We start from the raw sequence: 23,723 nt of genomic DNA on the forward strand, positions 1-23,723 counted from the left end.
TAGCCCCCCGTTCCGGGCCCGACGACCCCTGCTGGTGTTACCTACCCATCCTGGCACCTCTACTCACCTGTGCCGACGCCGGTACCCACCGTCTAACGGGCGGGGGTTCGGGACGAACGTCCGATGTCACAGACATAGATATCTGTAAGTGTCTCGGTTATCTCTCCGACCCCGAGGAGCCCCCATGAGAGGTAGAACGCTGAGCGCGGGAATCGCGCTCGCCGTGTTCACCGGGATGACGGTGACGCTGGCCGCCCAGCCGGCGACCGCGTCACCTTCCGCCGCGACGACAGCGGGCCGGCCGATCGCCGCGTCCGCCGCCGTCCTGGCGGCGCCGGACATCTCCGTCACCAACGTCCAGGCGCACCTGACCCAGTTCAACTCCATCGCCAGTAGCAACGGCGGCAACCGGCGGGCCGGGTCCGCCGGCTACACCGCCTCGCTCAGCTACGTCAAGGGCAAGCTCCAGGCGGCCGGCTACACCGTCAGCGAGCAGTACTGCTCCAGCTGCACGTACCCGTCGAACAACCTCATCGCCGAGTGGCCCGGCGGCCCGGCCGACCAGGTGGTCATGTTCGGCGCCCACCTGGACAGTGTCTCGGCCGGCCCCGGCATCAACGACAACGGCTCCGGCTCGGCCACCCTGCTGGAGAACGCCCTGGTCCTCGCCGCGCAGAACCCGACCGTGACGAAGAAGGTCCGGTTCGCCTGGTGGACCGACGAGGAGCAGGGGCTCAACGGCTCCCGCTTCTACGTCAACTCGCTCAACTCCACCCAGCGTGGCTACATCAAGGGCTACTACAACTTCGACATGGTGGGCTCCACCAACGGCGGCTACTTCATCAACCGGGTCAGCTCCACCACGGCGGCGCCGCTGAAGGCGTACTGGGACTCGCTGGGGCTGCAACCGGAGGAGAACGTCGAGGGCCAGGGCCGCTCCGACGACTACTACTTCCAGCAGGCCGGCATCCCGACCTCCGGGTACGCGGCGGGCGCGAGCGCCCGTAAGACCAGCAGCCAGGCGGCCAAGTGGGGCGGCACCGCCAACGCGGCGTACGACTCCTGCTACCACCGGTCCTGTGACACCACCGCCAACGTCAGCGCCACCGTGCTGAACCGGTCAGCGGACGGTGTCGCGTACGCGCTGTGGCAGCTCGCCGTGGGCACCGGCACCCCGACCAACGACTTCTCGCTCGCGGTCAGCCCCACCGCGCTCAGCGTGGCCCGGGGCGCCAGCACCAGCGCCACGGTCAGCACCGCGACCACCTCCGGCTCGGCGCAGACGGTCAGCCTCAGCGCGTCCGGCGCGCCCAGCGGGGTGAGCGTCTCGTTCAGCCCGTCGTCGGTGACCTCCGGCGGCTCGGCCACGGTGACGCTGACCGCGTCGTCCAGCGCCGCCACCGGCACCGTCACCCTCACGGTCACCGGCACCGGCTCGGTCACCCGGACCGCCAGCCTCACCCTCACGGTGACCGGTTCCGGGGGCTGTGCCGGTGGGCAGGTGATCGGCAACGGTGGCTTCGAGAGCGGCAGTACGCCGTGGACCGCCTCCTCCGGCGTGATCACCAATTCCAGCGGCCAGGCGGCCCGGACCGGGTCGTACAAGGCGTGGCTCGACGGGTACGGCAGCACCCACACCGACACCCTGTCCCAGTCGGTGACCGTGCCGGCCGGATGCGCCAGCTACACGCTGTCGTTCTGGCTGCACATCGACACCGCCGAGACGACCGGCTCCACGGCGTACGACAAGCTCACCGTCCAGGTGGGCTCGACCACCCTGGCGACCTACTCGAACCTGAACGCCGCCTCCGGCTACACCCAGCGCACGTTCAACGTGGCCGGGTTCGCCGGGCAGACGGTGACCCTGAAGTTCACCGGCACCGAGGACTCGTCGTTGCAGACCAGCTTCGTGATCGACGACGTGACGCTGCAGGCCAGCTGAGGCGCGTCGGGTGGGGGCGTTCGTCGCGCGCTCCCACCCGACATCTGGTCACGCCCGTCTATCTCTGGTAGAAATCCTCCAAGGCCGGCCCCTGATTCGCAGAATTCCGCCCCTCTCGCGAACGGGAGTGCCATGTCACCCACTCGATCCACCCTGCGCCGCCGCGTGCTCACGCTGCTCGTGGCCACCCTGGCGGCGGTCTGCGCCACGTTCGGCCTGGCCGCCCCGGCCTTCGCCATCAGCCATTCCAGCGCCACCTCCCAGCTGCGCGCCGCCGGCATCTCCTGGACCTCCAGCGGCAACTGCAGCGACCGCAACGTGTCCACCTGCACCTCGTTCGACGGGGTCCGGCAGGCCACCATCGACGGCATCATCACCTTCAAGCGGGCCAGCGGCTGCGCGGTCACCATCACCGCGGGAACCGAGGTCGGGCACGCCGGGGGCACGTACAGCCACTGGAACGGCTACAAGCTCGACATCGCGCTGAGCACGTGCATCCAGAACTACATCTCCGCGAACTACGCGTACGTCGGCTACATCTCCGGCTTCGGGTACCAGTACCGCGCGCCGTCGGGCAACCTCTACACCAAGGAGGGGAGCCACTGGGACATCCTCTTCTACACCTGCGGTGGCTGCTGACCGCGAGTGTGACGGCGTACGCGGCGGGAGCTGACCGCGTACCCGATCAAGGGCCGCCGCCGGTGCATGCCGGCGGCGGCCCGTCGCGTTCCCGGTGGGGGAGCGGTCAGGGGAGCTGCGGGTAGAGCGCGGCGACGCCGCCCGCGAGCCCGGCCTGCACCTGCCGGCTGATGTCGTCGGTGACGATCTCGTACGCGTCGGCCTCGATGCCGTCGACGCCGATCCGGGCGATCTCCGCCGGGTCGGACTTGGGGCCGGTGACCGTCGCGGCCATGTCGGTGTCCATGTAGCCGACGTGCAGGCCGGCGACCCGGACGCCCCGCTCGGCGAGCTGGAGGCGCAGCGCGTTGGTCATCGCCCACTCGGCCGACTTCGCCGCGCCGTACGACCCGTGCAGGGGGAAATTCACCCAGGACAGCACGGACAGGACGTTGAGGATGGTTCCGCCGCCGTTGCCGGCGATGACCGGCGCGAAGGACCTGATCATCGACAGGTTGCCGATGTAGTGCGTCTCCAGCTCGAGCCGGATCAGGTCGAGGTCACCCTCGAGCAGGTCCGCCCGGCTGTCGATGCCGGCGTTGTTGACCAGCAGGTTCACGTCGCCGGCCAGCTTCGCGGCGGCGGCCACCGAGGCGGGGTCGGTGATGTCCAGCCGGACCGGCGTCACGCCGGGCAGGTCGACGCTGTCCGGGTTGCGCGCGCCGGCGTAGACCGTGGCTCCGCGGGCGACGAGCTCGGCGGCCAGGTGCCGGCCGAAGCCCCGGTTGGCGCCGGTGACGAGGGCGGTGCTTCCAGCGATCTTCATGGAGTGCTCCAGGGTTCGTGGCGGCTTCTCGACCGGAACGCTATCCGGCTGACTTCTGTTAGGCAAAGTCAGGTAGGTCACGCGACGGGCGCACGGGAATCGGGAATACGACCCGGAGGCGCACACACCTGCGCCCGTGACGACTCGTATCCTTTGCGCGAACCTCCGTACGAGCCGAGAAGGGAGACGGTGTGAGCAACCAGGCCGAGACGTTGGAGTTCCAGGCCGAGGCGCGTCAGCTCCTCCAGCTGGTCGTCCACTCGATCTACTCGAACAAGGACGTCTTCCTGCGGGAACTCATCTCGAACGCGTCCGACGCCCTGGACAAGCTGCGGCTGGCGACGCTCGTCGACAAGGACCTCGTCGCCGACACCGACGACCTGCACGTCACCATCGAGGTCGACCGGGACGCGCGCACGCTGACCGTGCGGGACAACGGCATCGGGATGACCCGTGACGAGGTGGTCCGGCTGATCGGCACGATCGCCAAGTCGGGCACCGCCGAGCTGCTGCGCCAGCTGCGCGAATCGGCCGACGCCCGCGCCTCGCAGGAACTGATCGGGCAGTTCGGCGTCGGCTTCTACGCCGCGTTCATGGTCGCCGACCGGGTCACCCTGCTGACCCGTAAGGCCGGCGAGACCGGCGGCACCCGCTGGGAGTCCACCGGCGAGGGCACCTACTCGATCGAGTCCGTCGACGAGGCGCCGGCGGGCACCTCGGTGACCCTGCACCTCAAGCCGGCCGACACCGAGGACAACCTGCACGACTACACCGCCGAGTGGACGATCCGCGAGATCGTCAAGCGCTACTCCGACTTCATCGCGTGGCCGATCCGCATGAGCGTCGAGCGCTCGGGCGCCGAGGGCGAGCCGCCCACCAGCGAGGTGCAGACCCTCAACTCGATGAAGGCGCTGTGGGCGCGTCCCCGCGACGAGGTCGACGCCGCCGAGTACAACGAGTTCTACAAGCACGTCAGCCACGACTGGGCCGACCCGCTCGAGGTCGTGCACATGAAGGGCGAGGGCACCTTCGAGTACGAGGCGCTGCTGTTCCTGCCCAGCCATGCCCCGCTGGACATGTTCTCCCCGCAGGGCCGCCGCGGCGTGCAGCTCTACGTCAAGCGCGTGTTCATCATGGACGACTGCGAGGCGCTGGTCCCCACCTACCTGCGCTTCGTCAAGGGTGTCGTCGACGCCCACGACCTGTCGCTGAACATCTCCCGCGAGATCCTCCAGCAGGACCGGCAGATCCAGATCGTCCGCCGCCGCCTGGTCAAGAAGGTCCTCGCCACCGTCAAGGACCTCAAGGCCAACCACGCCGAGCGCTACCGCACCTTCTGGACCGAGTTCGGCGCGGTGGTCAAGGAAGGGCTGATCGACGACGCCGACAACCGCGACACCCTGCTGGAGATCCTGTCGGTCGCGTCCACCCACGACGCGGCGGAGCCCACCGACCTGGCCGGCTACGTGTCGCGGATGAAGGACGGCCAGACCGACATCTGGTACGCCACCGGCGACTCCCGGACCACCATCGAGAACTCCCCGCACCTGGAGGCGTTCCGGGCCAAGGGCCACGAGGTGCTGCTGCTCACCGACCCGGTCGACGAGGTGTGGGTCGAGCGCGTCGGCGAGTACGACGGCCGGCCGTTGCGCTCGATCGCCAAGGGCCAGGTCGACCTGGACACCGACGAGGAGAAGCAGCAGGCCGAGGCCGAGCGTGAGCAGCAGCGGCAGGAGTTCGCCGCGCTGGTCGACTGGCTGGGCACAACCCTGGCCGACAGTGTCCGGGAGGTCCGCCTGTCCTCGCGGCTGACCACCTCACCGGCCTGTGTGGTCGGCGACGCGCACGACCTCACGCCGACGCTGGAGAAGATGTACCGGGCGATGGGGCACGAGGTCCCCTCGACCAAGCGGATCCTGGAGATCAATCCGGGTCACCCGCTGGTCGCCGGGCTGCGCAAGGCCCACGAGCAGGGCGACTCCGGTCCGGCCCTGACCGAGACCGCCGAGCTGCTGTACGGCCTGGCGGTCCTCGCCGAGGGCGGCGAGCTGGCCGACCCGGCCCGGTTCACCCGTACCCTCGCCGACCGGCTGGCGCGCACCCTGTAAGCCTTCTCGCGAACTGCCTCGCCTCGTCGATCATGGAGTTGTGGTGGGTGACAAAGCGCTCATCACGGTGCCTGACAGGCACCATGAATCCATGATCGACGAGGTCGGCAGACCGTGACGTCGCCACCGGTCATCGGCCGGGCGGTCCCCGCCGTCACGACCCGTCGGCTGCGGTGAGCCGTTGACGGATCCGCTCCGCGTCCGGGTGGCCGAGCTCGTCCAGGATGCCCAGCGCGGTCCGCCAACTCCGCGCCGCTTCCGCCTGGTCGCCGGCGTCGACCAACGCCTCCGCCAGGTGCGTCAGCGTGTCCGCCTCGTAGTACCGGTCCCGGAACTCCCGGTACAGCGCCAGCGCGTGCCGGTAGGCGACCACGGCCTCCGCTGGTCGCCCGGCGCGGTGCTGCGCGTAGCCGAGGGTGTCCCAGGTGGGCGCCTGGCCCTGCCGGTCGTCGAACTCGCGCAGCAGCTCCAGCGCCTGCTGGCACGCCTCAACGGCGGCGTCGTGCTCGCCGAGTTGGGCCCGATACCAGCCGACCGCGTTCAAGGCCATCGCCTGCCCGTAGCGGTGGCCCGCCTCCTGGTACAGCGCCAACGCCGCCTCGGCATGCCGGACCACCTCGGCTCGCCGGCCCTCCCGGTCGGCCACCTCGGCGAGATCGAGGTACGTGTGCGCCTGGTTGGCCGGGTCACCCAGCTCGCGGAACAGCTCCAGCGCCCGCCGGAGCTGACCGGGCGCCTCGTCGAGCCGGCCCAGCCGCGCCCGCGCCCGCGCCAGGCTGCGGTGCGCGTACGCCTGCCCGACCGCCGCGCCCGCGCGCCGCGCCGCCGCCAGCGCCGAACGCTGCACCGCCAACTGGTCGTGCCAGCCGCCCTGGCGGTCCAGGAAACTGGTCAGGCTCCACGCCAGTTGCCAGGCGTGCCGGTCGGCGCCGCTGGCGGCGCACCGTTCCACGAGCGCGATCAGCACGTCGCGCTCGCGCGTGAACCACGCCACCGCCTCGTCGTGGTCGCCGAACTTCTCCGGCCGTACGCCCGCGACGGCCGGGGCGAGGGTGATCGGATCCCAGTGCGGATGCAGCAGCACGGCCGCGGCGTGCGCGCTGTGCAGGTAGTGGTCGAAGAGCCGGCCACGCGCCTCGGCCCGGTCGCCGGCCGGATCATGCTCGGCGGACAGCTCGGCCGCGAACGCCCGCAACAGGTCGTGCATGGCGTACCGGTCCGGGGCGCGTTCCAGCATCAGATGCGCGTCCGCCAGTTCGGCGAACGCGGCTTGGACGGCCCGGTATCCGGCACCCACGAGACTGACGCCGGCCGCCGTGCTCACCGTGACGTCCGTGCTGCCCCCGACCAGCCGGAACAGCCGGGCGGTCGGCGCCGACAACAGCCGGTACGACCAGGACAACGCGGCCCGCACGCTGCTGTCGTGGTCGCCCGCGTCGAGACCGTCCAACCGGCTGCCGGCCCGCAGCTGCGCGCCCAACTCGGCCAGCGGTAGCTGGGGCCGGACCACCGCCCGGGCCGCCACCACGACCAGGGCCAGCGGTAGCCGGTCACAGAGTCGGACCAGGTCGTCGACCGCGGCCCGCTCCGCCTCCGCCCGCGCCCCGATCCGCGCGTACAGCAGGGCCTGGGCGTCGTCGGCGCTGAGCAGGTCCAGCACGACCGCCTCGGCGCCCTCGGTGGCCACCAGACCGGTGAGCCGGTCCCGGCTGGTCACCAGCACCAGGCATCCGGCCGTCCCCGGCAGCAGCGGCCGTACCTGCGCGGCGTCCCGGGCGTTGTCGAGCAGCACCAGTACCCGCCGACCGGCGAGCAGGCTCCGGTACAACGCAGTCTGCGCCTGCTCGTCCGCCGGCACCTCGCGTGGCGGCACCCCGAGCGCGGCCAGGAAGCCCCGGACGACCTGTTCCGCGCTTCGGACGACGCCGCTGTGGCCGTAGCCTTCCAGGTTGGCGTAGAGCTGCCCGTCCGGGAAGTGCCCGACGGCCCGGTGTGCCCAGTGCACGGCGAGGGCCGTCTTGCCGACCCCGCCCGCTCCGGAGAGCACGGCCAGCGGGACGGCCCCGAGTCGTTCCTCGGCGGACGCCCGCAGCGCGTCCAGGCGTGCCAGCTCCGCACGTCGCCCGGCGAAGCCCCGGACATCCGACGGCAACTGCGCGGGGACCGGGCGGTCCGGCCGCGACGGGGCGACGATGACCGCGCCGGCCGGCACGGGGACACCTCCGGGGTCGGCGCGGGGACCTCACCGCGCAGGATGGCCTGGTGCAGCTGGCGAAGCTCGACGCCGGGGTCCACGCCGAGCGCGTCGGCGAGTCGGTCCCGCAGCCGGGCGTAGTACGTGAGTGCCTGCGACCCGCGACCAGCCGCGGCCAACGCGTGCAGCAGCACCGCGGCGACCGGTTCGTCGAGCGGATGCTCGTCGGCGAGCCGGGTCAGCGGATCGATCACCGCATCCGGCTCGCCCCGTCGCAAAAGTCCACGGGCCCACTGCACGGCGGTGTCGGTGTGCCGGCGATGCCAGTCCTGCCGGACCCGGGCCGCCCACTCGCCCGGCAGCCCGGCCAGCGGCTCGCCACGCCACAGCTCAAGCGCCCGGCGCAGCAGTTCCACCCGTTCGGGGTCCCCGTCGGGCAGCCGGTCGGCACGCTGCCGCAGCGCGTCGAAGTGCGGGCCGTCCACTGTCTCCGGTGGCAGGTCCAGCAGGTAACCGCCCGACCGTCGCGCCAGCACGTCCGGTGCGCCCGCGTCGGCCAGCACGCGGCGCAGCCGAGCGAGGTAGACGTGCAGGTTGTGGCGAACCCTGGGCGGCGACGAGTCGCCCCAGACCCGGTCCACCAGGGAGTCCAGGTGAACCGGTCGGCCCACGTCGACCGCCAGTGCGGCCAGTACGGCGCGCTGGCGGGCTGCTCCGGCATCAACCGGACGACCATCCGCCCAGACCTCGACCGGCCCGAGGACCCGAATCTCCATGAACCGCCACTCGCTGTACCGCCGGTCGCCCCACCGGCACCCCCGAGACAGCCGGATTGAGGTTCCGGCAGGAATTCGTCGACCTTCCGCGCAGATCATCGTTGGCACAAGGACATCGATCAATGCGATGTCGGCAACTCTACTCACGGCCGGTCCCGGTCGTGACGACACCGGAGGTCATCATCGTGCGAAGTGCTTTGCGAAGGTTCGCGTCCGCCCTGCTCGGCACGGTCGCCCTGGGCGCCGCGATCGGCGTCGCCCCGAGCCCGGCCCAGGCCGACTATGCCTGCCCGTCGGGACTGCTCTGCCTGTACTCCGGGGCGAACTTCAGCGGCGACATCTTCCTGCTCGACGGGCCGTACAACTGGTGTAAAGACGTCTCGTTGCCCTCGTACTTCCGCAACAAGACTCAGTCGATCATCAACAATCGGCCGTCCGGCACCGTCTCCACCTTCTGGGACAACGCCAACGCCACGGGCCTGCTCGGTTACCAGCACGCCTACGGCTACCGGGCGAACCTGGCGTACGACTCGGCGGCGATCGGGGGGACCTGGAACCAGCGGATCGAGGCGGTCCGGGTCTGCTGATCCGCGAGCGTCGCCGGGCAGGGGGGCAGCCGGCGACGCCGCACCGGGGAGGGGCCGCCACGGCGCCGGCCGGAGTCCACGGGGACTCCGGCCGGCGCTGTACGGCGGTCAGCCCGGGTAGTAGCAGACGTTGGGAATGACCGGTCCACCGTTGACCCCGAAGATCGCGAACCCCATGTACGCGCGGGTCTGCGGGCCGTACTCGCCGTCCTCGGCGATGTTCGCGTACACGATGTCCTCATTGATCTTGTGCTGGGCGTACCGGACGGCGTCCCGGGTCTTCGGACCGTAGTTGCCGTCGAGGGTGAGCGACCGCGCGTAGCAGTTGTTCAGCGCCTCCTGGAGCACCAGCACCGCGGAGCCCGAGTGGCCGTAGGTGAGGTAGCAGTGCTTGTTTCCGGTCTGCCAGCCGACGGTGGGCACGTGCATGTCCGCGCCACCCGGGTAGCCGCCGACCCGGTAGAAGGTCAGGCTGGTGCACGGGCTGGACGCCTGTGCGGCGGTCGGCGCGGCCAGGGTCAGGCCGGTGCCGGCCAGTAGGGCTACGAGGGTGAACGCGGCGCGGCGACGGCCGTTGCGACGCTGCTGGAGCGGCATGATCTCCTCCTGGGGTGTCGTTTCCGGGACGGACCCGGTGTGCTCCAGAGCATCGCGACCGCCTGTCTACGGTTTCCTGTCCGAACGTCAATTCACCGTGGCAGCAGACCCTGATCGGAAACGGTCCATGATGGCCGCTGCACAGGTGCAGGTCGTCCGCAACCGCTGGCCGGAGCGCCCCGCGTGAGCCGGTGAACAACTTCACAAGCGTTGGGCGACCGTCACCCACCGTGCCTACCGTCGGTCGGGTCCACCACCGTGGACGCCGCGACCGGCAACGCCAAATCCTGCCCCCGGTCGTCGGAAACAGAACCCGGGCAGGAGCGGGGGACCCAACGTTCCTCGGTGCATGTCACCTCGGGGTGAAGCCGCCAGCGCGCGGCCGGGCTCCTCGGCCCGAACCCGACAGCTCACCTCGCCGGCGTGGAGGAACGATCCATGACGTCTACGTACACCCCCCGTCATCGACGGGTCACCACCCGCCGCGTCGCCGTCGGTACCCTGGCCGTCGGCGCGGTCACCGGCGCCGTCGCCCTCTTCGGCCCGGCGGCCCCGGCCCAGGCCGGTGTCAACTGGGACGCGATCGCCCAGTGCGAGTCCGGCGGCAACTGGAAAATCAATACCGGGAACGGCTACTACGGCGGGTTGCAGTTCTCCCAGGGCACCTGGGCCGGCTACGGCGGCACGAAGTACGCCGCCCGCGCCGACCTGGCCAGCCGTGGCGAGCAGATCGCGATCGCCGAGAAGGTGCTCGACGGGCAGGGCATCGGCGCGTGGCCGACCTGCGGCCGCAAGGGCGGCTCGTCCGGCGGTACCTCGACGAAGTCCACCGCGAAGTCCCCGACGAAGTCGACCTCCAAGTCGTCGACGTCCACCTCCGGCAAGGAGCGGCCGTCCCGCGGCGACCAGCCGGCCACCCGTGGTCACGAGCGGACCGCCCCGGCGGCCAGCGGCGACACGTACGTGGTCGCGCCGGGGGACACCCTGTCGGAGATCGCCGAGCGGCACCCCCGCAGCGGCGGCTGGCAGGCCCTGTACGAGCGCAACCGTCAGCTGATCGGCGCGGACCCGGGCCTAATCTTCCCGGGGCAGCGGCTCGCTCTCTGACGTACCCACAGGCGAACGCTCGGCCGGGTCACCGGCCGAGCGTTCGTTCGTCTGGCGCTGTCCTCGCGGGACGGGTCACGCCGCCGAGGCGGCCGACCTCGCCTCGCGGCGGGCCATCACGTCGCCGTTCCAGCCCCAGCGCTGCGCCGGCGCGGCGGGCTCGGCCGGCCAGCCGGTGCCGCGCCCGCCACCGTCGATGGCCGTCTCGACCGAGTCGGAGGTGCTGCGGGCAAGTCGCAACGACTGCTCGGCGGTCGTACGCGCCGCACACGGCCAGGACTGGCCGGCGCACTGGAGGTTGCGGCAGTGACCCTCGTCGTCGGCCTCGTGGGCCTCGAGCACGTCGACCGCGAGCTGCCAGAGCAGCGGGTCGGTCACGTCGTCCGGGCGTTCGGCGCTACGGCTCGGTCGGTTGCTGGTCTCGTCGGACATGGGCCCCCCTCGTCAGGCATTCCCCTCAAGATTTCACCTGTGTGCGGTCGGCTAAACCGCCGACCTGCTGTGATGTGTCTCCGGTCGCAGCAACCAGGGCGTTCTAGTCCGGCAATAGCGGCATCTCGACACCGGGAGCGCGGCCGAGCAGCACCGCCCGGGTGAGCGCCGTCGAGCCGAATCGGTCGCGGACCGCGTCCACGGCGGCGTCCAGGTCGGCCCCGGTGTCGGCCTGGAACGGCAGTTCCGGCTGCACCGGGTTGTCGTCCAGGTTGCCGACCGAGACGCCGAGCAGGGTGACACCGCGTCGGTCGATCTCCGGTAGGGCGGCCCGCAGCAGTGTCCGGGCGGCGGCGAGCAGCGGGGTGGTGTCCGCGGTCGCCTTGCGCACCGTGTGCGAGCGGGTGGCGCGGGTGTAGTCGCCGAAACGTAGCCGCAGCACCACGGTGCGTCCGGACCGTCCGGCCGCCCGCATCCGCCGGGTGACCCGGTCGACCAGGCCGGCCAGGATGGCGTCCAGCTCCGCCGGCGCATGGGGGCACGCCCCAACGCGTGCTGCGCGCCCATCGAGCCCCGGCGGCGGCCCACCTGCACCGCCCGGGGGTCCCGGTTGTGGGCGAGAGCGTGCAGGTGTCGGCCGGCGCCCGCCCCGAGCAGGGACACCAGCGCGGCCTCGCCGAGCCGGGCCACGTCCGCGACGGTGCGGATCCGGCGGTCCCGAAGCTTCGCGGCGGTGACCGGGCCGACGCCCCAGAGCCGTTCCACCGGCAGCGGGTGCAGGAACGCCGTCTCGGCGTCGGGGGCGACGACAAGCAGCCCATCCGGCTTCGCCACTCCGCTGGCGACCTTCGCCAGGAACTTCGTCCGGGCCACACCCACCGTGATCGGCAGGCCGACCCGGTCGCGGACCTCCCGGCGCAGCCGCTGGGCGATGTCGGCCGGTGTGCCGACCAGCCGGCGCAGCCCGCCCACGTCGAGGAACGCCTCGTCGATGGAGAGCCCCTCGACCAGCGGCGTGGTCTGCCGGAAGATCTCGAACACCGCCCGGCTGGCCTGCGTGTACGCCGACATCCGGGGCGGCACCACGATCGCGTCCGGGCAGAGCCGTCGTGCCTGCTGACCGCCCATCGCGCTGCGCACGCCCCGCGCCTTCGCCTCGTAGCTGGCCGCCAGCACCACGCCACCGCCGACGATCACCGGCCGCCCGCGCAGGCGCGGGTCGTCACGCTGCTCGACCGACGCGTAGAAGGCGTCCAGGTCGGCGTGCAGGATGTGGGCGTCGTGCGACACGTACACATGTTCGCATGGTGGCCGATCGTCGCGGCAGTGAGCTGGGAGAACGCCCGCTCAGTCGAGGCAGAACTCGTTGCCCTCCGGGTCTGCCATGACGATGTGGCCGGCGCCGAGCGGGGGAGCGGGCTCGTGGCGGGCGAGCCGCGTGGCGCCCCGAGCGGTGAGCCGGTCGGCCTCCGCCTCCAGGGCCGCCATCCGGTCGTCGCCCGTCAGCCCCGGCGCGGCCCGCACATCGAGGTGGACGCGATTCTTGGCCTGCTTGCCCTCCGGCACCCGCTGGAAGAACAGCCGTGGCCCGGCACCCGCCGGGTCGACCACCGCCGACGCGTCGTTGCGGCGCTCGGGAGGCACGCCCATCGCGTCCAGCGCGGCCTCCCACGAGTCGAAGCCCCCGGGCGGGCCCTGCAACTCGTAGCCGAGGGTGTCGGCCCAGAACGCCGACAGAGCGGCCGGATCGGCGGCGTCGAACGTAATCTGCACTTCACGGGCCATGGCTGCATCCTCGTTTCCGGTCTGGTCGGTCATGCCGCCATCCTCTCGTGACGGACCGACAGGATCGGTGCGACAGCGGGTGCGGTCCGGTCACAGGTCGTCGAAGGGGCGGGCGTAGCGGAATTCGCCCCGGATCGATCCGTCCCAGGCGGTCAGCGGTCGGGCCATGAAGTACTGCGGGCCCCACGGCTGCGGCGGGGTGACGCCCAGCTCGACGGCCGGCCGGAACCCGAAACGCGGGTAGTACTCGGGGTGCCCGAGCAGCACCACGAGCGCCTCGTCTCGGGCGTCGGCCGCGCCCAGGACCGCGTGCATCAAGGCGCTGCCGACCCCGCGCCGCTGCCAGCCGGGCAGCACGCCGAGCGGTCCGAGGCCCAACGCCACCGGCGCGTCCGCCACGCGGGCCCGCGTGGCCACCACGTGACCCACCACCAGGCCGTCCGTATCAACCGCCACCAGGGAGTACGGGGGCAGCCACCCGTCGTCGACGCGCAACGCGTCAACCAGCGTGGCCTCGACCGGCAGGCGACCGTCGCGACCGGCGTCGGCGCTGCTGGTGGCGGTGTCCGCGCTGGGCCCGTGTTCCGGCCCGTGGCCCGGATCGTCGTTCGGCCCCTGGTCCGGCCCGTGGTCTGGATCGTCGGCGGGGCCGTGATCGGCGGCGGAGAAGGCCGCGGCGTGCACGGCCCGGATGGCGTCGACATCGGCGGGGGTCTCGCGTCGGATCAGCACCGCGCCACCATAGGCCGGCCGGGAACGCGACTCCACGAGTTATTCGCGTGGTATCGGACGACGCCACGGGAGACTCTGGCCGACCCGCGTCTTGGGTGGCATCGGGTGGCCACCGCAGAGGCCTCGCGACGGAAGCACCACAAGAAGCCTGATGCCTGTGAGTCATCTTGATGACTCACACGCATCACGCTCATTGGGGCCCTGGGCCCTGGGCCCTGGGCCCTGGGCCCTGGGCCGTGGGCCGTGGCCCTGGGCCGTGGGCCGTGGGCCGTGGGCCGTGGGCCGTGGGCCGTGGGCCCTGGGCCCTGGGCCGTTCGGCCCGGGGGGCGTGGGCGGTGGGGCGCTGGGCCCTTGGGCCGTGGGCAGGATCAGCCGACGGCGGTGGGTGACGGCGGGGCGCTGCCGCCCTGGGGCGCCTCCGGGGTCATCAGCCGGATGATCTCTTTCTGGTCGGCAGGGGAGGGCAGGCCCCAGTGCGGCCGGTACCCGTACACCTCGTGCAGTGGGGTGGAGCCGGTGCGGCCGTCCAGGATCTCCACGGCGTCCGTGCCGATCAGGCCGGGGTGTTCCACACCGCAGGCCTCGGCGACCTTGGTCAGGTCCCGGCGCAACGTCGCCAGGTAGCTGGCCGCCCGGATCGACTTGAGCGTCGGGTCGAGGCCCCGGGCCAGCCACGCGTTCTGTGTCGCCACCCCGGTGGGACAGGTGTCCGTGTGGCACTTCTGCGCCTGGATGCAGCCGATCGACAGCATCGCCTCCCGGCCCACGTTGACCATGTCGCAGCCGAGTGCGAACGCCACCACGGCGTTGTCCGGCAGGCCGAGCTTGCCGCTGCCGACGAACACCACCTGCTCGTGCAGGTCGTGCTCCGCGAAGACCTTGTAGACCCGGGAGAAGCCCTGTTGGAACGGGAGCGACACCGAATCGGTGAAGATCAGCGGGGCGGCGCCGGTGCCTCCCTCGCCGCCGTCGACCGTCACGAAGTCGACGCCCCGGCCCGTGTCCCGCATCAGACCGGCCAGCTCCTGCCAGAAGCTCAGGTCGCCGACCGCCGACTTGATGCCCACCGGCAGGCCCGTCTCGGCGGCCAGCAGCTCCACCCAGTCCAGCAGGCTGTCGCAGTCGGAGAACTCGGCGTGCCGCGATGGGCTCACGCAGTCCCGCCCGGCCGGGATGCCCCGGGTCGCGGCGATCTCGGCGGACACCTTCGCTCCGGGGAGAAGGCCGCCGAGGCTCGGCTTCGCCCCCTGGCTCAGCTTGATCTCCAAGGCGCGCACGGGGGCGCCGGCGACGAGGTCCCTGAGCCGGTCGAGGCTGAACCGGCCGTGTTCGTCGCGGCAGCCGAAGTACGCCGTACCGAGCTGGAAGACCAGCTCACCGCCGTTGCGGTGGTACGGCGAAAGGCCACCCTCGCCGGTGTTCTGCAGACACCCGGCGAGGGCAGCGCCCTTGTTCAACGCGGTGATGGCGTTGCCGGAGAGTGAGCCGAAGCTCATCCCGGAGATGTTGACCACCGACTCCGGCCGGAAGGCGCGCGCCCGACCCCGGGCCGCGCCGAGCACCTTCGCGCACGGCAGGCGGACATCGTGCCCGGCCGTCGGCGACGACGGTGGCACGGCGCGGCCGAACGTGCGGTGTTTGATGATCGGGTACCCGGGCGTGAACTCGATGTTGTTGTCCGTACCGAAGCCGAAGTAGTTGTTCTCCTGCTTGGCGGACGCGTACACCCAGCGGCGCTGGTCCCGGGTGAACGGGCGCTCCTCGTCGTTGCCCGCCACGATGTACTGCCGTAGCTCCGGTCCGATCGCCTCCAGCAGGTACCGGGCGCGGCCCAGCACCGGGAAGTTGCGCAGCAGCGCGTGGTCGCGCTGGATCAGATCCCTCGCGGCGAGCGCCGCGACGGCGGCGGCGACCGCGGGTACGGCTCGACGGGCCCAGGTCATGCCCAGCACTCTTTCCGCCCGCACCGTCGGCCAAACCGACCGGTCGCGCCGACGCGCTGGTCAGGACCCGGGCTGGGAGATGTTGACCAGCCAGCCGATGCCGCATCGTCGCAGGCCGACGGAGGGCCGACAACGAGACGCGCGGCTTCGCGCTGGTGGCGGGCCCGGTGCGGTGCGGGTTCGACCCGCACCGCACGCGGTGGCTCAGCCGTGCCGGAATGACTCGCGGACGGACCCGCCGACGATCGTGCACCACGTGCTGGTGCTGAGCTTGCCGTTGCGGGGCAGGCCGTGCAGCGCCTGAAGGTCCTGCACCGCCTTGCGGGTGGCGTGGTCGTAGGCGCCGGTGACGGTGACCGCGTACCCCTTCTTGGCCAGGATCTCCTGCACCGCGGTGACCGGCGCTCCGCTCGCGTGCTGGTCCAACTCGGGCGCCAGCGTCTCCCAGGTCGCCGTGGTGAGCGTGGCGTCCACGTCGACCGGGATGCCGTTGCGGGCCTGCCAGTCCTGCACGGCGGCCACGGTCGCGTCGTCGAACGTGCCGCTGACCGTCACGGCGTAGCCCCGGAAGGCCAGCAGGTGCTGCACCACCCGGACCGACGGCGAGCCGACGAACCGCCACAGGTCGGGCCAGCGACGTGCCGGCACATCACCGAGCGAGGTGCCGAGGGCGGCGTGCACGCGCCGCCGCAGCTCGGGGAACTGCCGGTAGAAGGCCGCGCCCGGGCAATCGGTCGTGCGGAAGTCCCAGTGGCCGAAGATGTCGTACGCGTGCAGCCCGTACTGCCGGCAGATCGTCACGCAGAGTTTGACCAGCGAGTCGGTGAGCGCCTCCGGTGGCGTCTCGGTGACGTAGGTGCCCTCGTTCTCGATGCCGATGGCCCGGCCGTTCTCACCCGGGCAGTGCGCCGCGATCATCTGGCGGTCGCCGGCTTCGAGGCGTTCCAGGCTGCCCCGGCGGCCCTCCAGTACGTAGCCGCCCCGGCTCACCGTGAAGTGCTGACCGGTGTCCGACCAGCCGTTGCCGTCCATGTGCAGGTCCTGGCAGTCGTGGGCCAGCTTGACCGCCTGCTCGCGGGAGTAGTCGGTGACGTTCGGGAACGCCATGTGATGCACGATGATCTTGTTGGTGGCGATGGCGCTTACCGACAGCGGGTCCGCCGGTGGGCGGGCGCCCCACTCGTCGCAGCCGATGATCCAGTCCAGGTCCGTGCCGGGGGCGGCCTGCGCCGCACCCGAAAAGGCGAGTTCGCTTCCGACGACGGCGACCGCGGCCGCGCCGAGACCGGCGCGCAGCAGTGTCCGGCGGTCCACTTCGGAATGCTCGACGTGCATGACATCTCCTCCTGCGGCCGACGGCGGGGGGATGAAAAGTAGCTCCAGTGGCCGCACGCAACACGGAGAATATTGCCAGACCCGCCGGCGCGCCAGGGGTCGGCGGCGTTTCCCTGCGCGCTGGTGGGGGTAGGTGGGGCGGACTATCCCCGCTGCCCCTAAGGAATGACCAGATGAGTGACAACGTCAGCGACGCGGTGGGCGACGCCCTCCGCTCGGTGATGCTCTTCCTGCCCAAGGCCGTCGCCTTCGTGGCGATCCTGGTGGCCGGATGGCTGATCGCCAAGGCCGTGTTGAAGATCGTCGAGAAGGTCCTCGAACGGGTCGGCTTCGACCGCGCCGTCGAGCGCGGCGGCATCCGTCGGGCCCTCAACCGTTCCCGCTACGACGCCAGCGACATCGTCGCGAAGCTCGCGTACTACGCGGTGCTGCTGTTCACCCTCCAGCTGGCCTTCGGCATCTGGGGACCCAACCCGATCTCCGACCTCATCACCGCCGTGGTCGCGTGGTTGCCCCGCGCCTTCGTCGCGATCGTCATCGTCGTGGTCGCCGCCGCCATCGCCAACGCCGTCAAGGACATCATCGGCGGCGCGCTCGGCGGGCTGTCGTACGGCCGGGCCCTGGCGGGCATCGCCTCGGTGTTCATCCTCGGCTTGGGCGTCATCGCCGCGTTGAACCAGATCGGCGTGGCCACCGCGGTCACCACCCCGGTGCTGATCGCCGTGCTGGCCACCGTCGGCGGCATCCTCGTGGTCGGAGTCGGTGGTGGCCTCATCCGTCCGATGCAGAGCCGCTGGGAGTCGTGGCTGACCCGCGCCGAGCAGGAGTCGCAGCTGATCGCCACGCACGCCCGCGCCTACCGGGCCTCCCGCGCCGAGGCCGAAGCCGAAGCCGCCCGCGCCGAGGCTGCTCGTGACGAGGAGGCTCGCGCGGCAGAGGCCCGTGCCGAAGCCGCTCGTGTCGAGGCCGAAGCGGTCCGCTCGACCGCCGCCCGCGCCGACGCGGACCGCACGTCGGCCGTCGGCCGCCCCTTCGAGGCGGACCGCACGTCGGGGACCACCCTCCCGTCGGATGCCGACGTCACGCAGGTGACGACCCGACCCTCCGACCCCGACGCCACGCAGATCGTGACCCGTCCGTCCGACGCGGACGCCACGCAGGTTGTGACCCGTCCGTCCGACGCGGACGCCACGCAGGTCGTGACCCGGCCGTCCGACGCGGACGCCACGCAGGTGACCCCTCGTCAGTCCGATCCCGAGGTCACGCAGGTGGTCACCCGGCCGTCGGACGCTGACGTCACGCAGGAGCGGCCGTCGACCGACGACACGACGCAGGTGGTGGCCCCCGGCCGGGACGCCGACACGACCCAGGTGATCAGCGGCGGTACGGTCCCCGGTCAGCGCACCGGCGACGACAGCGAGACCACGACGGTCATCCCGCCCGTGGACCCCGGCCGGCGCTGAGCCGGGTCGGGCCCAGCGGCGGTCCAGCGGGGCGGGATCCACCGGGATCCCGCCCCGCTCCCGTCTCGCCGGCCCGTCGAAACGCCTGGCCGGCGTCGGCGCGGCCGGTTTACCATCGCCGACATGACCTGGCGACATTGATCCCGTCCCGTAGGCCACACCCGTGGGCCACCGCGGACACCGCCCGTCCGGTGTCCGCGTCCACTCCCACGGGAAGGCCCTCATGAACCATCTCGCCGCGCGCGTGCCCGACCCGGCGGTGCGCCGCCTCTCGGCGACCCTCTACGGGTACGCGTTCCTCAGCGACCTCGTTCTGCTCTATCCGCTGTACGTGGTGCTCTTCGCCGACACCGGCCTGTCGGTGGGGCAGATCTCGTCGCTGTTCGTCATCTGGTCGGGCGCCGGGATCCTGTTCGAGGTGCCGTCCGGCGCGTGGGCCGACGTGGTGTCCCGCCGGCTGCTGCTGTGCCTCGCCCCGCTGGTGACCGCCGCCGGCTACGCGCTCTGGGTGCTGCTCCCGTCGTACCCGGCCTTCGCGGTCGGTTTCCTGCTCTGGGGCGCCGGTGGCGCGTTGGTCTCCGGCGCGTTGGAGGCACTGGTCTGGACCGAGTTGGCCCGCCTCGACGTCAGCGACCGGTACGCCCGGGTGCTCGGCCGCGCGCGCACCGCGGGCGTCCTGGGCGTGGTGGTCACGGGGGTGCTCGCCGGCCCGGTGTTCGCCGCCGGTGGGTACCCGGCGGTCGGCGCGGGCAGCGTGCTCGCCTGCCTGCTCGCCGCGACCGTCGCCACCCGGTTCCCCGAGCACCGCCCGCCGCCGGAAGCGCCGTCCAGCCCGGACGACCACGACGACGAGCTGACCTGGACCGAGACGATGCGGGCCGGTGTGCGACAGGTTCGTACGCGGCCACCCGTGCGAGCCGCCGTGCTGCTGGTCGCCGTGGTCGCCGCCGACTGGGGAGCGCTTGACGAGTACACGCCGCTGCTGGCCCTGGACACCGGCGCTGGGGTGCGGGCGGTGCCGCTGCTGCTCCTGCTGCTGTGGGCCGGCGTGACCGTGGGCGGGCTGCTCGCCCCGGTGGGCGAACGGCTCGGCCGTCGCGGCTACGCCGCGCTGCTGGGGCTCGTCGCGGTCGCGCTGGCCGGGGCGCACTCGTCCGGCATCCGGCCGGTTTCGCGCTGCTCGCGGTGGCGTTCGCGGCCGCGCAACTGACGACCGTCCTGGCCGACGCGCGACTACAGGCCCGGATCACCGGCGGCAGCCGCGCCACCGTCACCTCGCTGGCCGGGATGCTCACCGACGTGCTGATCATCGGGACGTACGCCGGGTACGGGCTGGTCGCCACGGCGGCCGGCAACGCGGTCGCGTTCGCGGTGGCCGCCGGGGCGTACCTCATCGTGGGCCTGGCGCTGCTGATCCGCCGCCGGCGCCCCGCGGCCGTGCGCGGCGGCGTCGCCGCGGCCGGCGCGCGCGGCCCGGGCTGAGGGTGTGGCCCGACGGCGGGTGGGCGCGTTCCCGCCGTCGGGCGTCCGCTCAACCGGCGACGTGCAGGAACGACCACTGGTGGCCGTCCGGATCGCGGAAACCGCGCATGTACATCGGCCCGCTCGCAAACCCCGGGCCCAGCGACTCGCCGCCGGCGGCCACCGCACGGTCGACCAGCTCGTCGACCTGCTCCCGGCTCTGCGCCGACAACCCCACGATGACCTCCCGGCTGACCGCCGTGTCGGTTGCGGCGACCCCGGTGTACGCCTCGAAGGCCGAGCGCACGTGCAGCACGAGCCGGGTGCCCTCGGACACGGTGAGCGTCATGCTGTCCCCGGCCGGTCCGGCTGGGTCGGTGCCGAAACCGAGCGCGCGGTAGAACTCGGCCGCGCTGGTCAGGTCACGCACCGGCAGGTTGATGAACGTCATGGTCATCAGGCGTCTCCGTTCGACTCGAGCAGCACCTTCAACGCGGTGAGCCGTTCCCGCCAGTACGCCTTCAACTCGGCGGCCTGCTCGGCTCCGGTCAACTTCTCGTGCAGGACGTTGATTCGGGTCTTCGACTCGCCGACCTCGTCGAAGCCGACGACGATCCGGGTGGGTCCGCCGTCCCAGTCGGCCCGGTAGCTGCGCGGCGCGGTGGCGGTGCGGACGCGCACCTCGACGCCGGGCAGCCAACGGGCGCGTACCGCCTCGTCGGAGACAGCCTCGAACAACAGCGCTGCCGGCACCGCCACCGTCCGGCTGGCGCTGGCGTCGAAGCCGCCGTCGCGGCGTTGGCCCGGCGAACGCAGGCCGCGTGCCTGCTCGTACCCGACGGTGATGGTCTGCGCCCACCATCCGGGCACCTCGTGCCCGATCAGCAGACGGGCGATCTCGGTGTGTGTCCGCTCGGCGGCGGACGCGGCGTCGAGCACGGCGAACCAGTCCGCCCAGCCCTGACCGGTCCGGTCGCGAAGGAGGTCGTCGGCGATCCGCTCGATCTGTGCGGCAGCGGGCGCCGCAGCCGCGTCGGAGGATCGTCCGGTCCGTGCCCTGGCGGACTCCGGAGACGGGGTCGGCCCGGCGGCCCGATTGATCAGGTGCCGACGGGCAGTGGTGTAGCTCTCGCCGGTTTTCGCCATCCGGGCGCGGACCCGGGTCTTGAACGATTTCTGCTCGGTCATCACATGCTCCCGGTCAACGGCACGGTCACCGGGACTCACGCTCCCGCCGACCCCGCCGGAGTGGGGCATGTGGCACCACGTCCCGAGGGCTCCGGGCCCCCTTTGCCTCCGCGTGGCCGGCGGCGTGAGCGCCGGGAGGGAGGTGCGGCGCAGGACTACGCCGCCGTCATCGTACGCCCGGATCGGCCGTCCGCGCAGTCGTCAGGGCTGGTCGCCGTCGAGGTAGACCCAGCGGCCGTCCTCGCGGACGAAGCGGCTGCGTTCGGTGAGCGTGCCCGGCTGGCCGGCCGCGCGGTAGTGGGCGTGGAACGTCACGGTGCCGGTGGCGTCGAGCAGGCCACCGCGTTCGGTCTCGACAATCTCCAGCCGCGTCCACCGCTGCGCCGGGTCCAGAACGAGTTGCTCCGGCCGGGTCAAGGAGTGCCAACTGCGCAGCAGGTAGTCGGCGTCGCCCAGCGCGAACGCGCTGAACCGCGAGCGCATCAACGCCTCGGCGGTCGACGCCGGGGCGGCGCCGCTGTGCGCGGGGGAGCAGCAGTCGGCGTACGCCCGGCCGGTGCCGCAGGGGCAGAGTTTGCCGGTCGTCGCGTTCGCCCGCCGGCCTCGTCCCGCTTTGCCCACCCGGCCATCCTGCCGCACCGCCGGCCGGCCCCGGCGATCGGCCGCCCGGTCGTCGACGGGCACCGATGGTTGACGGCCGTCTCTAGACTCCCGGGGCATGACGCGTTCCCCGGCGGTGTCGCTCGCTCCGAACGTCTGGCGCATTCCCACCGTGGGGCGCTCGGCCGTCAACTCGTATGCCTTCGTGGACGACGACGGCAGCGTGACGCTCGTCGACTGCGGGCTGGCCAAGGCCCCGGCCCGGATCGTGCGCGGACTGGCCGCGATGGGCAAGACGCCGGCGGACGTCACCCGCATCGTGCTCACGCACGCACACCCCGACCACGCGGGCGGGGCGGCCGAGATGTCCCGCCGCACCGGCGCGCCGGTCGCCGCGCACGCCGCCGACGTCGAGTACGCCGAGGCCGGCCACAATCCGCCCCCGGACCCGGCGGTGACCGGCGGGCGGTTCTTCGCCCGGGTTGCCGGCGGCAAGTTTCCAGCCGTGCGGGTGGCGCAGCCGCTCGCCGACGGCGACGTGCTCGACGTCGGCGGCGGCCTGCGGGTGGTGCACACCCCCGGGCACTCACCCGGCCACGTGTCGCTGCTGCACGAGCCGACCCGGCTCTTGATCACCGGGGACGCGCTGTTCAACGTGCTCGGCGTGCGCTGGGCGCCGAAGCTGTTGTGCAGTGACTTCCGGATGACGCAGCAGACCGCCCACGTGCTCGGGGAGCTGGAGTACGACGTCGCGGCGTTCACCCACGGGCCGGAGTTGACCGAACGTCCCCGCGAACGGATCCGCGCCTTCCTCGCCCGCCGCTGATCCGCTGCCCCTCTACAGCCAGCCCGAGCGGCGGAACAGGCGGTACAGGGCGAGCGCGGCCACCGCCATCAGGGCCAGCGCGCCCGCGTACCCGTAGCGCCAGGCCAGCTCGGGCATGTGATCGAAGTTCATGCCGTAGACGCCGGCGATGCCGGTCTGCGTGGCGGCGATCGCGGCCCACGCGGCGATCTTGCGCATGTCGTTGTTCTGCTCGACGGCGAGCTGCGCCAGGCGGGACTGGACGATCGAGGTGAGCAGGTCGTCGTACGCGGCCACCCGGTCCACGGCCCGACCCAGTCGGCCGTCGACGTCCACGAACCAGCGGTGCAGGACGCGCGGCGGTCCGTCGTCGGTCGGGTCGAGCAGTGTCCGCAGGGGCGTCTGGAGCGGGAGCACCGCCCGCTTGAACTCCACGACCTCCCGCTTGAGCTGGTAGATGTGCTGGATGTCGGCCGACCGGTCGCGGGCGAACACCGCCTCCTCGACGCGTTCCAGGTCGCGCTCCACGTGCCCGGCCACCTCCAGGTACGTGTCGACCATGCGGGCGCAGACCGCGTACGCCACCGCCCAGGGACCCGCGGCGAGCAGCGCCGGCCGGCGTTCGATGTCGGCGCGGACGTCGCGCAACGCCCCGGCCGCGCCGTGCCGCACGGTCACGGCGAAGCGGTCACCGAGCAGCACCATCACGTCACCCGTGTCGATCACCTCGGACGTGTCGGTCAGCTCGGCGTGCTCCACGTACCCGGCGGTGCGCAGCACCAGCAGGGTGACCGGCCCGTGCCGCTGCACGGTGGGACGGTGCCCGTCGGCGAGCGCCTGCTCGACGGTCAGCTCGTCCAGGCCGAAGGTGCGCCCCACCGCGGCGAGCACCGCCGGCCCCGGCTCGTGCAGTCCGAGCCACACGAAGGCGTCGCGGCTCCGCCGGGCGCTCGCGTACGCGTCGTCGTAGTGCGGCCGGCCCGGCTCGCGGCGACCCTTGACGTACACGGCGCAGTCGACCACGGCGTCCGGGTTGGACCGCCGGGGTGCGGGAGTGTCACCGCCGGGGCGACCGAGCAGTCGACGGGCCAGGGCACGTACGCCCCGACCGGCGCGGTCCCGTACCGCTCGCTGATCCACGACGCGCCCCCTCCCGCGCACCGTCGCGGCCACGGTGCTCGCAGGGCATGGTGCCATCGGACTCCGCCCAGCGGCGTCCCGCCC

General features: G+C 72.2%; 18 protein-coding genes, 4 pseudogenes and 1 riboswitch. Of the genes and pseudogenes, 8 read left to right on the forward strand and 14 right to left on the reverse strand.

Going from position 1 to position 23,723, the window contains the following annotated elements; translation table 11 throughout:
• Positions 1 to 184: 184 nt before the first annotated feature.
• Together ACQP0N_RS14255 and ACQP0N_RS14260 are read left to right on the forward strand one after the other, a co-directional pair.
• Positions 185 to 1,942, forward strand: a complete 1,758-nt coding sequence (locus tag ACQP0N_RS14255; RefSeq protein ID WP_433120679.1) for a M28 family peptidase — start codon at positions 185 to 187, stop codon at positions 1,940 to 1,942.
• 132 nt (positions 1,943 to 2,074) lie between these two features.
• Positions 2,075 to 2,581, forward strand: a complete 507-nt coding sequence (locus ACQP0N_RS14260) for a hypothetical protein (RefSeq protein WP_355049970.1) — start codon at positions 2,075 to 2,077, stop codon at positions 2,579 to 2,581.
• Positions 2,582 to 2,687: 106 nt separating this feature from the next.
• On the opposite strand, the gene ACQP0N_RS14265 is transcribed toward ACQP0N_RS14260, so the two are convergent.
• Positions 2,688 to 3,386 carry an SDR family oxidoreductase gene (locus ACQP0N_RS14265; RefSeq protein ID WP_433120681.1) on the reverse strand — a complete coding sequence of 233 codons (699 nt, stop codon included), beginning with the start codon at positions 3,384 to 3,386 and terminating at the stop codon, positions 2,688 to 2,690.
• A 191-nt stretch (positions 3,387 to 3,577) separates the two neighbouring features.
• Between ACQP0N_RS14265 and htpG the strand changes: the two genes are divergently transcribed.
• Positions 3,578 to 5,494: a molecular chaperone HtpG gene (htpG, locus tag ACQP0N_RS14270; RefSeq protein ID WP_396799549.1), complete on the forward strand. Its 1,917-nt coding sequence runs from the start codon at positions 3,578 to 3,580 to the stop codon at positions 5,492 to 5,494.
• 154 nt (positions 5,495 to 5,648) lie between these two features.
• On the opposite strand, the gene ACQP0N_RS14275 is transcribed toward htpG, so the two are convergent.
• Positions 5,649 to 7,706 (reverse strand): ATP-binding protein, encoded by a 2,058-nt coding sequence (locus ACQP0N_RS14275; protein WP_433120684.1) that lies wholly within the window; start codon positions 7,704 to 7,706, stop codon positions 5,649 to 5,651.
• A 98-nt stretch (positions 7,707 to 7,804) separates the two neighbouring features.
• Positions 7,805 to 8,563: pseudogene (locus ACQP0N_RS14280) on the reverse strand (AfsR/SARP family transcriptional regulator); the annotation flags it as partial.
• A 98-nt stretch (positions 8,564 to 8,661) separates the two neighbouring features.
• On the opposite strand from ACQP0N_RS14280, the gene ACQP0N_RS14285 reads away from it, so the two are divergent.
• Positions 8,662 to 9,051 carry a peptidase inhibitor family I36 protein gene (locus ACQP0N_RS14285; RefSeq protein ID WP_433120686.1) on the forward strand — a complete coding sequence of 130 codons (390 nt, stop codon included), beginning with the start codon at positions 8,662 to 8,664 and terminating at the stop codon, positions 9,049 to 9,051.
• A 108-nt stretch (positions 9,052 to 9,159) separates the two neighbouring features.
• Here the strand turns inward: ACQP0N_RS14285 and ACQP0N_RS14290 are convergent, their stop codons facing one another.
• Positions 9,160 to 9,648 carry a peptidoglycan-binding domain-containing protein gene (locus ACQP0N_RS14290; RefSeq protein WP_433120688.1) on the reverse strand — a complete coding sequence of 163 codons (489 nt, stop codon included), beginning with the start codon at positions 9,646 to 9,648 and terminating at the stop codon, positions 9,160 to 9,162.
• A gap of 270 nt (positions 9,649 to 9,918) precedes the next feature.
• Positions 9,919 to 10,087: riboswitch (cyclic di-AMP (ydaO/yuaA leader) on the forward strand.
• Between ACQP0N_RS14290 and ACQP0N_RS14295 the strand changes: the two genes are divergently transcribed.
• A complete protein-coding gene (locus tag ACQP0N_RS14295; RefSeq protein WP_433120690.1) occupies positions 10,087 to 10,755 on the forward strand; it encodes a transglycosylase family protein in 669 nt (222 codons plus the stop codon). (Overlaps the previous riboswitch by 1 nt.)
• Positions 10,756 to 10,830: 75 nt before the next feature.
• Here the strand turns inward: ACQP0N_RS14295 and ACQP0N_RS14300 are convergent, their stop codons facing one another.
• The 6 genes and pseudogenes from ACQP0N_RS14300 to ACQP0N_RS14325 all read right to left on the reverse strand — a co-directional run bounded on the left by ACQP0N_RS14300 (position 10,831) and on the right by ACQP0N_RS14325 (position 16,982).
• Positions 10,831 to 11,187, reverse strand: a complete 357-nt coding sequence (locus ACQP0N_RS14300) for a hypothetical protein (protein ID WP_433120692.1) — start codon at positions 11,185 to 11,187, stop codon at positions 10,831 to 10,833.
• Positions 11,188 to 11,290: 103 nt separating this feature from the next.
• A pseudogene (dinB, locus tag ACQP0N_RS14305) lies at positions 11,291 to 12,477 on the reverse strand (DNA polymerase IV).
• A 57-nt stretch (positions 12,478 to 12,534) separates the two neighbouring features.
• Complete coding sequence (locus ACQP0N_RS14310; RefSeq protein WP_396799775.1) at positions 12,535 to 12,972, reverse strand: VOC family protein; 438 nt, start codon at positions 12,970 to 12,972, stop codon at positions 12,535 to 12,537.
• Between the two features lie 90 nt (positions 12,973 to 13,062).
• Complete coding sequence (locus ACQP0N_RS14315; protein ID WP_433120694.1) at positions 13,063 to 13,704, reverse strand: GNAT family N-acetyltransferase; 642 nt, start codon at positions 13,702 to 13,704, stop codon at positions 13,063 to 13,065.
• A 368-nt stretch (positions 13,705 to 14,072) separates the two neighbouring features.
• A complete protein-coding gene (locus tag ACQP0N_RS14320) occupies positions 14,073 to 15,647 on the reverse strand; it encodes a glutamate synthase-related protein (RefSeq protein ID WP_433120696.1) in 1,575 nt (524 codons plus the stop codon).
• A 204-nt stretch (positions 15,648 to 15,851) separates the two neighbouring features.
• Complete coding sequence (locus ACQP0N_RS14325) at positions 15,852 to 16,982, reverse strand: peptidoglycan recognition protein family protein (RefSeq protein ID WP_433120698.1); 1,131 nt, start codon at positions 16,980 to 16,982, stop codon at positions 15,852 to 15,854.
• Positions 16,983 to 17,155: 173 nt separating this feature from the next.
• Between ACQP0N_RS14325 and ACQP0N_RS14330 the strand changes: the two are divergent.
• Positions 17,156 to 17,801 (forward strand): annotated as a pseudogene (locus tag ACQP0N_RS14330) (mechanosensitive ion channel family protein); the annotation flags it as partial.
• Between the two features lie 835 nt (positions 17,802 to 18,636).
• A pseudogene (locus ACQP0N_RS14335) lies at positions 18,637 to 19,927 on the forward strand (MFS transporter).
• Between the two features lie 49 nt (positions 19,928 to 19,976).
• On the opposite strand, the gene ACQP0N_RS14340 reads toward ACQP0N_RS14335, so the two are convergent.
• The 3 genes from ACQP0N_RS14340 to ACQP0N_RS14350 all read right to left on the reverse strand — a co-directional run bounded on the left by ACQP0N_RS14340 (position 19,977) and on the right by ACQP0N_RS14350 (position 21,715).
• Entirely contained in the window at positions 19,977 to 20,363 is a 387-nt protein-coding gene (locus ACQP0N_RS14340; RefSeq protein WP_433120700.1) for a VOC family protein, read from the reverse strand.
• Positions 20,363 to 21,094 carry a hypothetical protein gene (locus ACQP0N_RS14345; protein ID WP_433120702.1) on the reverse strand — a complete coding sequence of 244 codons (732 nt, stop codon included), beginning with the start codon at positions 21,092 to 21,094 and terminating at the stop codon, positions 20,363 to 20,365. Before ACQP0N_RS14345 ends, ACQP0N_RS14340 begins: the two co-directional genes overlap by 1 nt.
• A 201-nt stretch (positions 21,095 to 21,295) precedes the next feature.
• Positions 21,296 to 21,715, reverse strand: a complete 420-nt coding sequence (locus ACQP0N_RS14350) for a YchJ family protein (RefSeq protein ID WP_433120704.1) — start codon at positions 21,713 to 21,715, stop codon at positions 21,296 to 21,298.
• Positions 21,716 to 21,812: 97 nt separating this feature from the next.
• On the opposite strand from ACQP0N_RS14350, the gene ACQP0N_RS14355 reads away from it, so the two are divergent.
• Positions 21,813 to 22,520: an MBL fold metallo-hydrolase gene (locus ACQP0N_RS14355; protein ID WP_433120706.1), complete on the forward strand. Its 708-nt coding sequence runs from the start codon at positions 21,813 to 21,815 to the stop codon at positions 22,518 to 22,520.
• A 12-nt stretch (positions 22,521 to 22,532) separates the two neighbouring features.
• Here ACQP0N_RS14355 and ACQP0N_RS14360 read toward each other — a convergent pair whose 3' ends face one another.
• Positions 22,533 to 23,639, reverse strand: a complete 1,107-nt coding sequence (locus tag ACQP0N_RS14360) for a magnesium and cobalt transport protein CorA (protein WP_433120708.1) — start codon at positions 23,637 to 23,639, stop codon at positions 22,533 to 22,535.
• Positions 23,640 to 23,723: the final 84 nt, after the last annotated feature.

Source organism: Micromonospora sp. CA-246542 (assembly GCF_050942905.1).
GTDB lineage: Bacteria > Actinomycetota > Actinomycetes > Mycobacteriales > Micromonosporaceae > Micromonospora.

Excerpts from the sequence above, each read along its gene's own strand:
- ACQP0N_RS14290 (WP_433120688.1), bottom strand. The coding sequence starts at position 9,648 with ATGCCGCTCCAGCAGCGTCGCAACGGCCGTCGCCGCGCCGCGTTCACC.
- ACQP0N_RS14265 (WP_433120681.1), bottom strand. The coding sequence starts at position 3,386 with ATGAAGATCGCTGGAAGCACCGCCCTCGTCACCGGCGCCAACCGGGGC.
- ACQP0N_RS14345 (WP_433120702.1), bottom strand. The coding sequence starts at position 21,094 with ATGACCGAGCAGAAATCGTTCAAGACCCGGGTCCGCGCCCGGATGGCG.
- ACQP0N_RS14300 (WP_433120692.1), bottom strand. The coding sequence starts at position 11,187 with ATGTCCGACGAGACCAGCAACCGACCGAGCCGTAGCGCCGAACGCCCG.
- ACQP0N_RS14355 (WP_433120706.1), top strand. The coding sequence starts at position 21,813 with ATGACGCGTTCCCCGGCGGTGTCGCTCGCTCCGAACGTCTGGCGCATT.
- ACQP0N_RS14255 (WP_433120679.1), top strand. The coding sequence starts at position 185 with ATGAGAGGTAGAACGCTGAGCGCGGGAATCGCGCTCGCCGTGTTCACC.
- ACQP0N_RS14295 (WP_433120690.1), top strand. The coding sequence starts at position 10,087 with ATGACGTCTACGTACACCCCCCGTCATCGACGGGTCACCACCCGCCGC.
- ACQP0N_RS14260 (WP_355049970.1), top strand. The coding sequence starts at position 2,075 with ATGTCACCCACTCGATCCACCCTGCGCCGCCGCGTGCTCACGCTGCTC.
- ACQP0N_RS14310 (WP_396799775.1), bottom strand. The coding sequence starts at position 12,972 with ATGGCCCGTGAAGTGCAGATTACGTTCGACGCCGCCGATCCGGCCGCT.
- ACQP0N_RS14320 (WP_433120696.1), bottom strand. The coding sequence starts at position 15,647 with ATGACCTGGGCCCGTCGAGCCGTACCCGCGGTCGCCGCCGCCGTCGCG.
- ACQP0N_RS14340 (WP_433120700.1), bottom strand. The coding sequence starts at position 20,363 with ATGACCATGACGTTCATCAACCTGCCGGTGCGTGACCTGACCAGCGCG.
- ACQP0N_RS14325 (WP_433120698.1), bottom strand. The coding sequence starts at position 16,982 with ATGCACGTCGAGCATTCCGAAGTGGACCGCCGGACACTGCTGCGCGCC.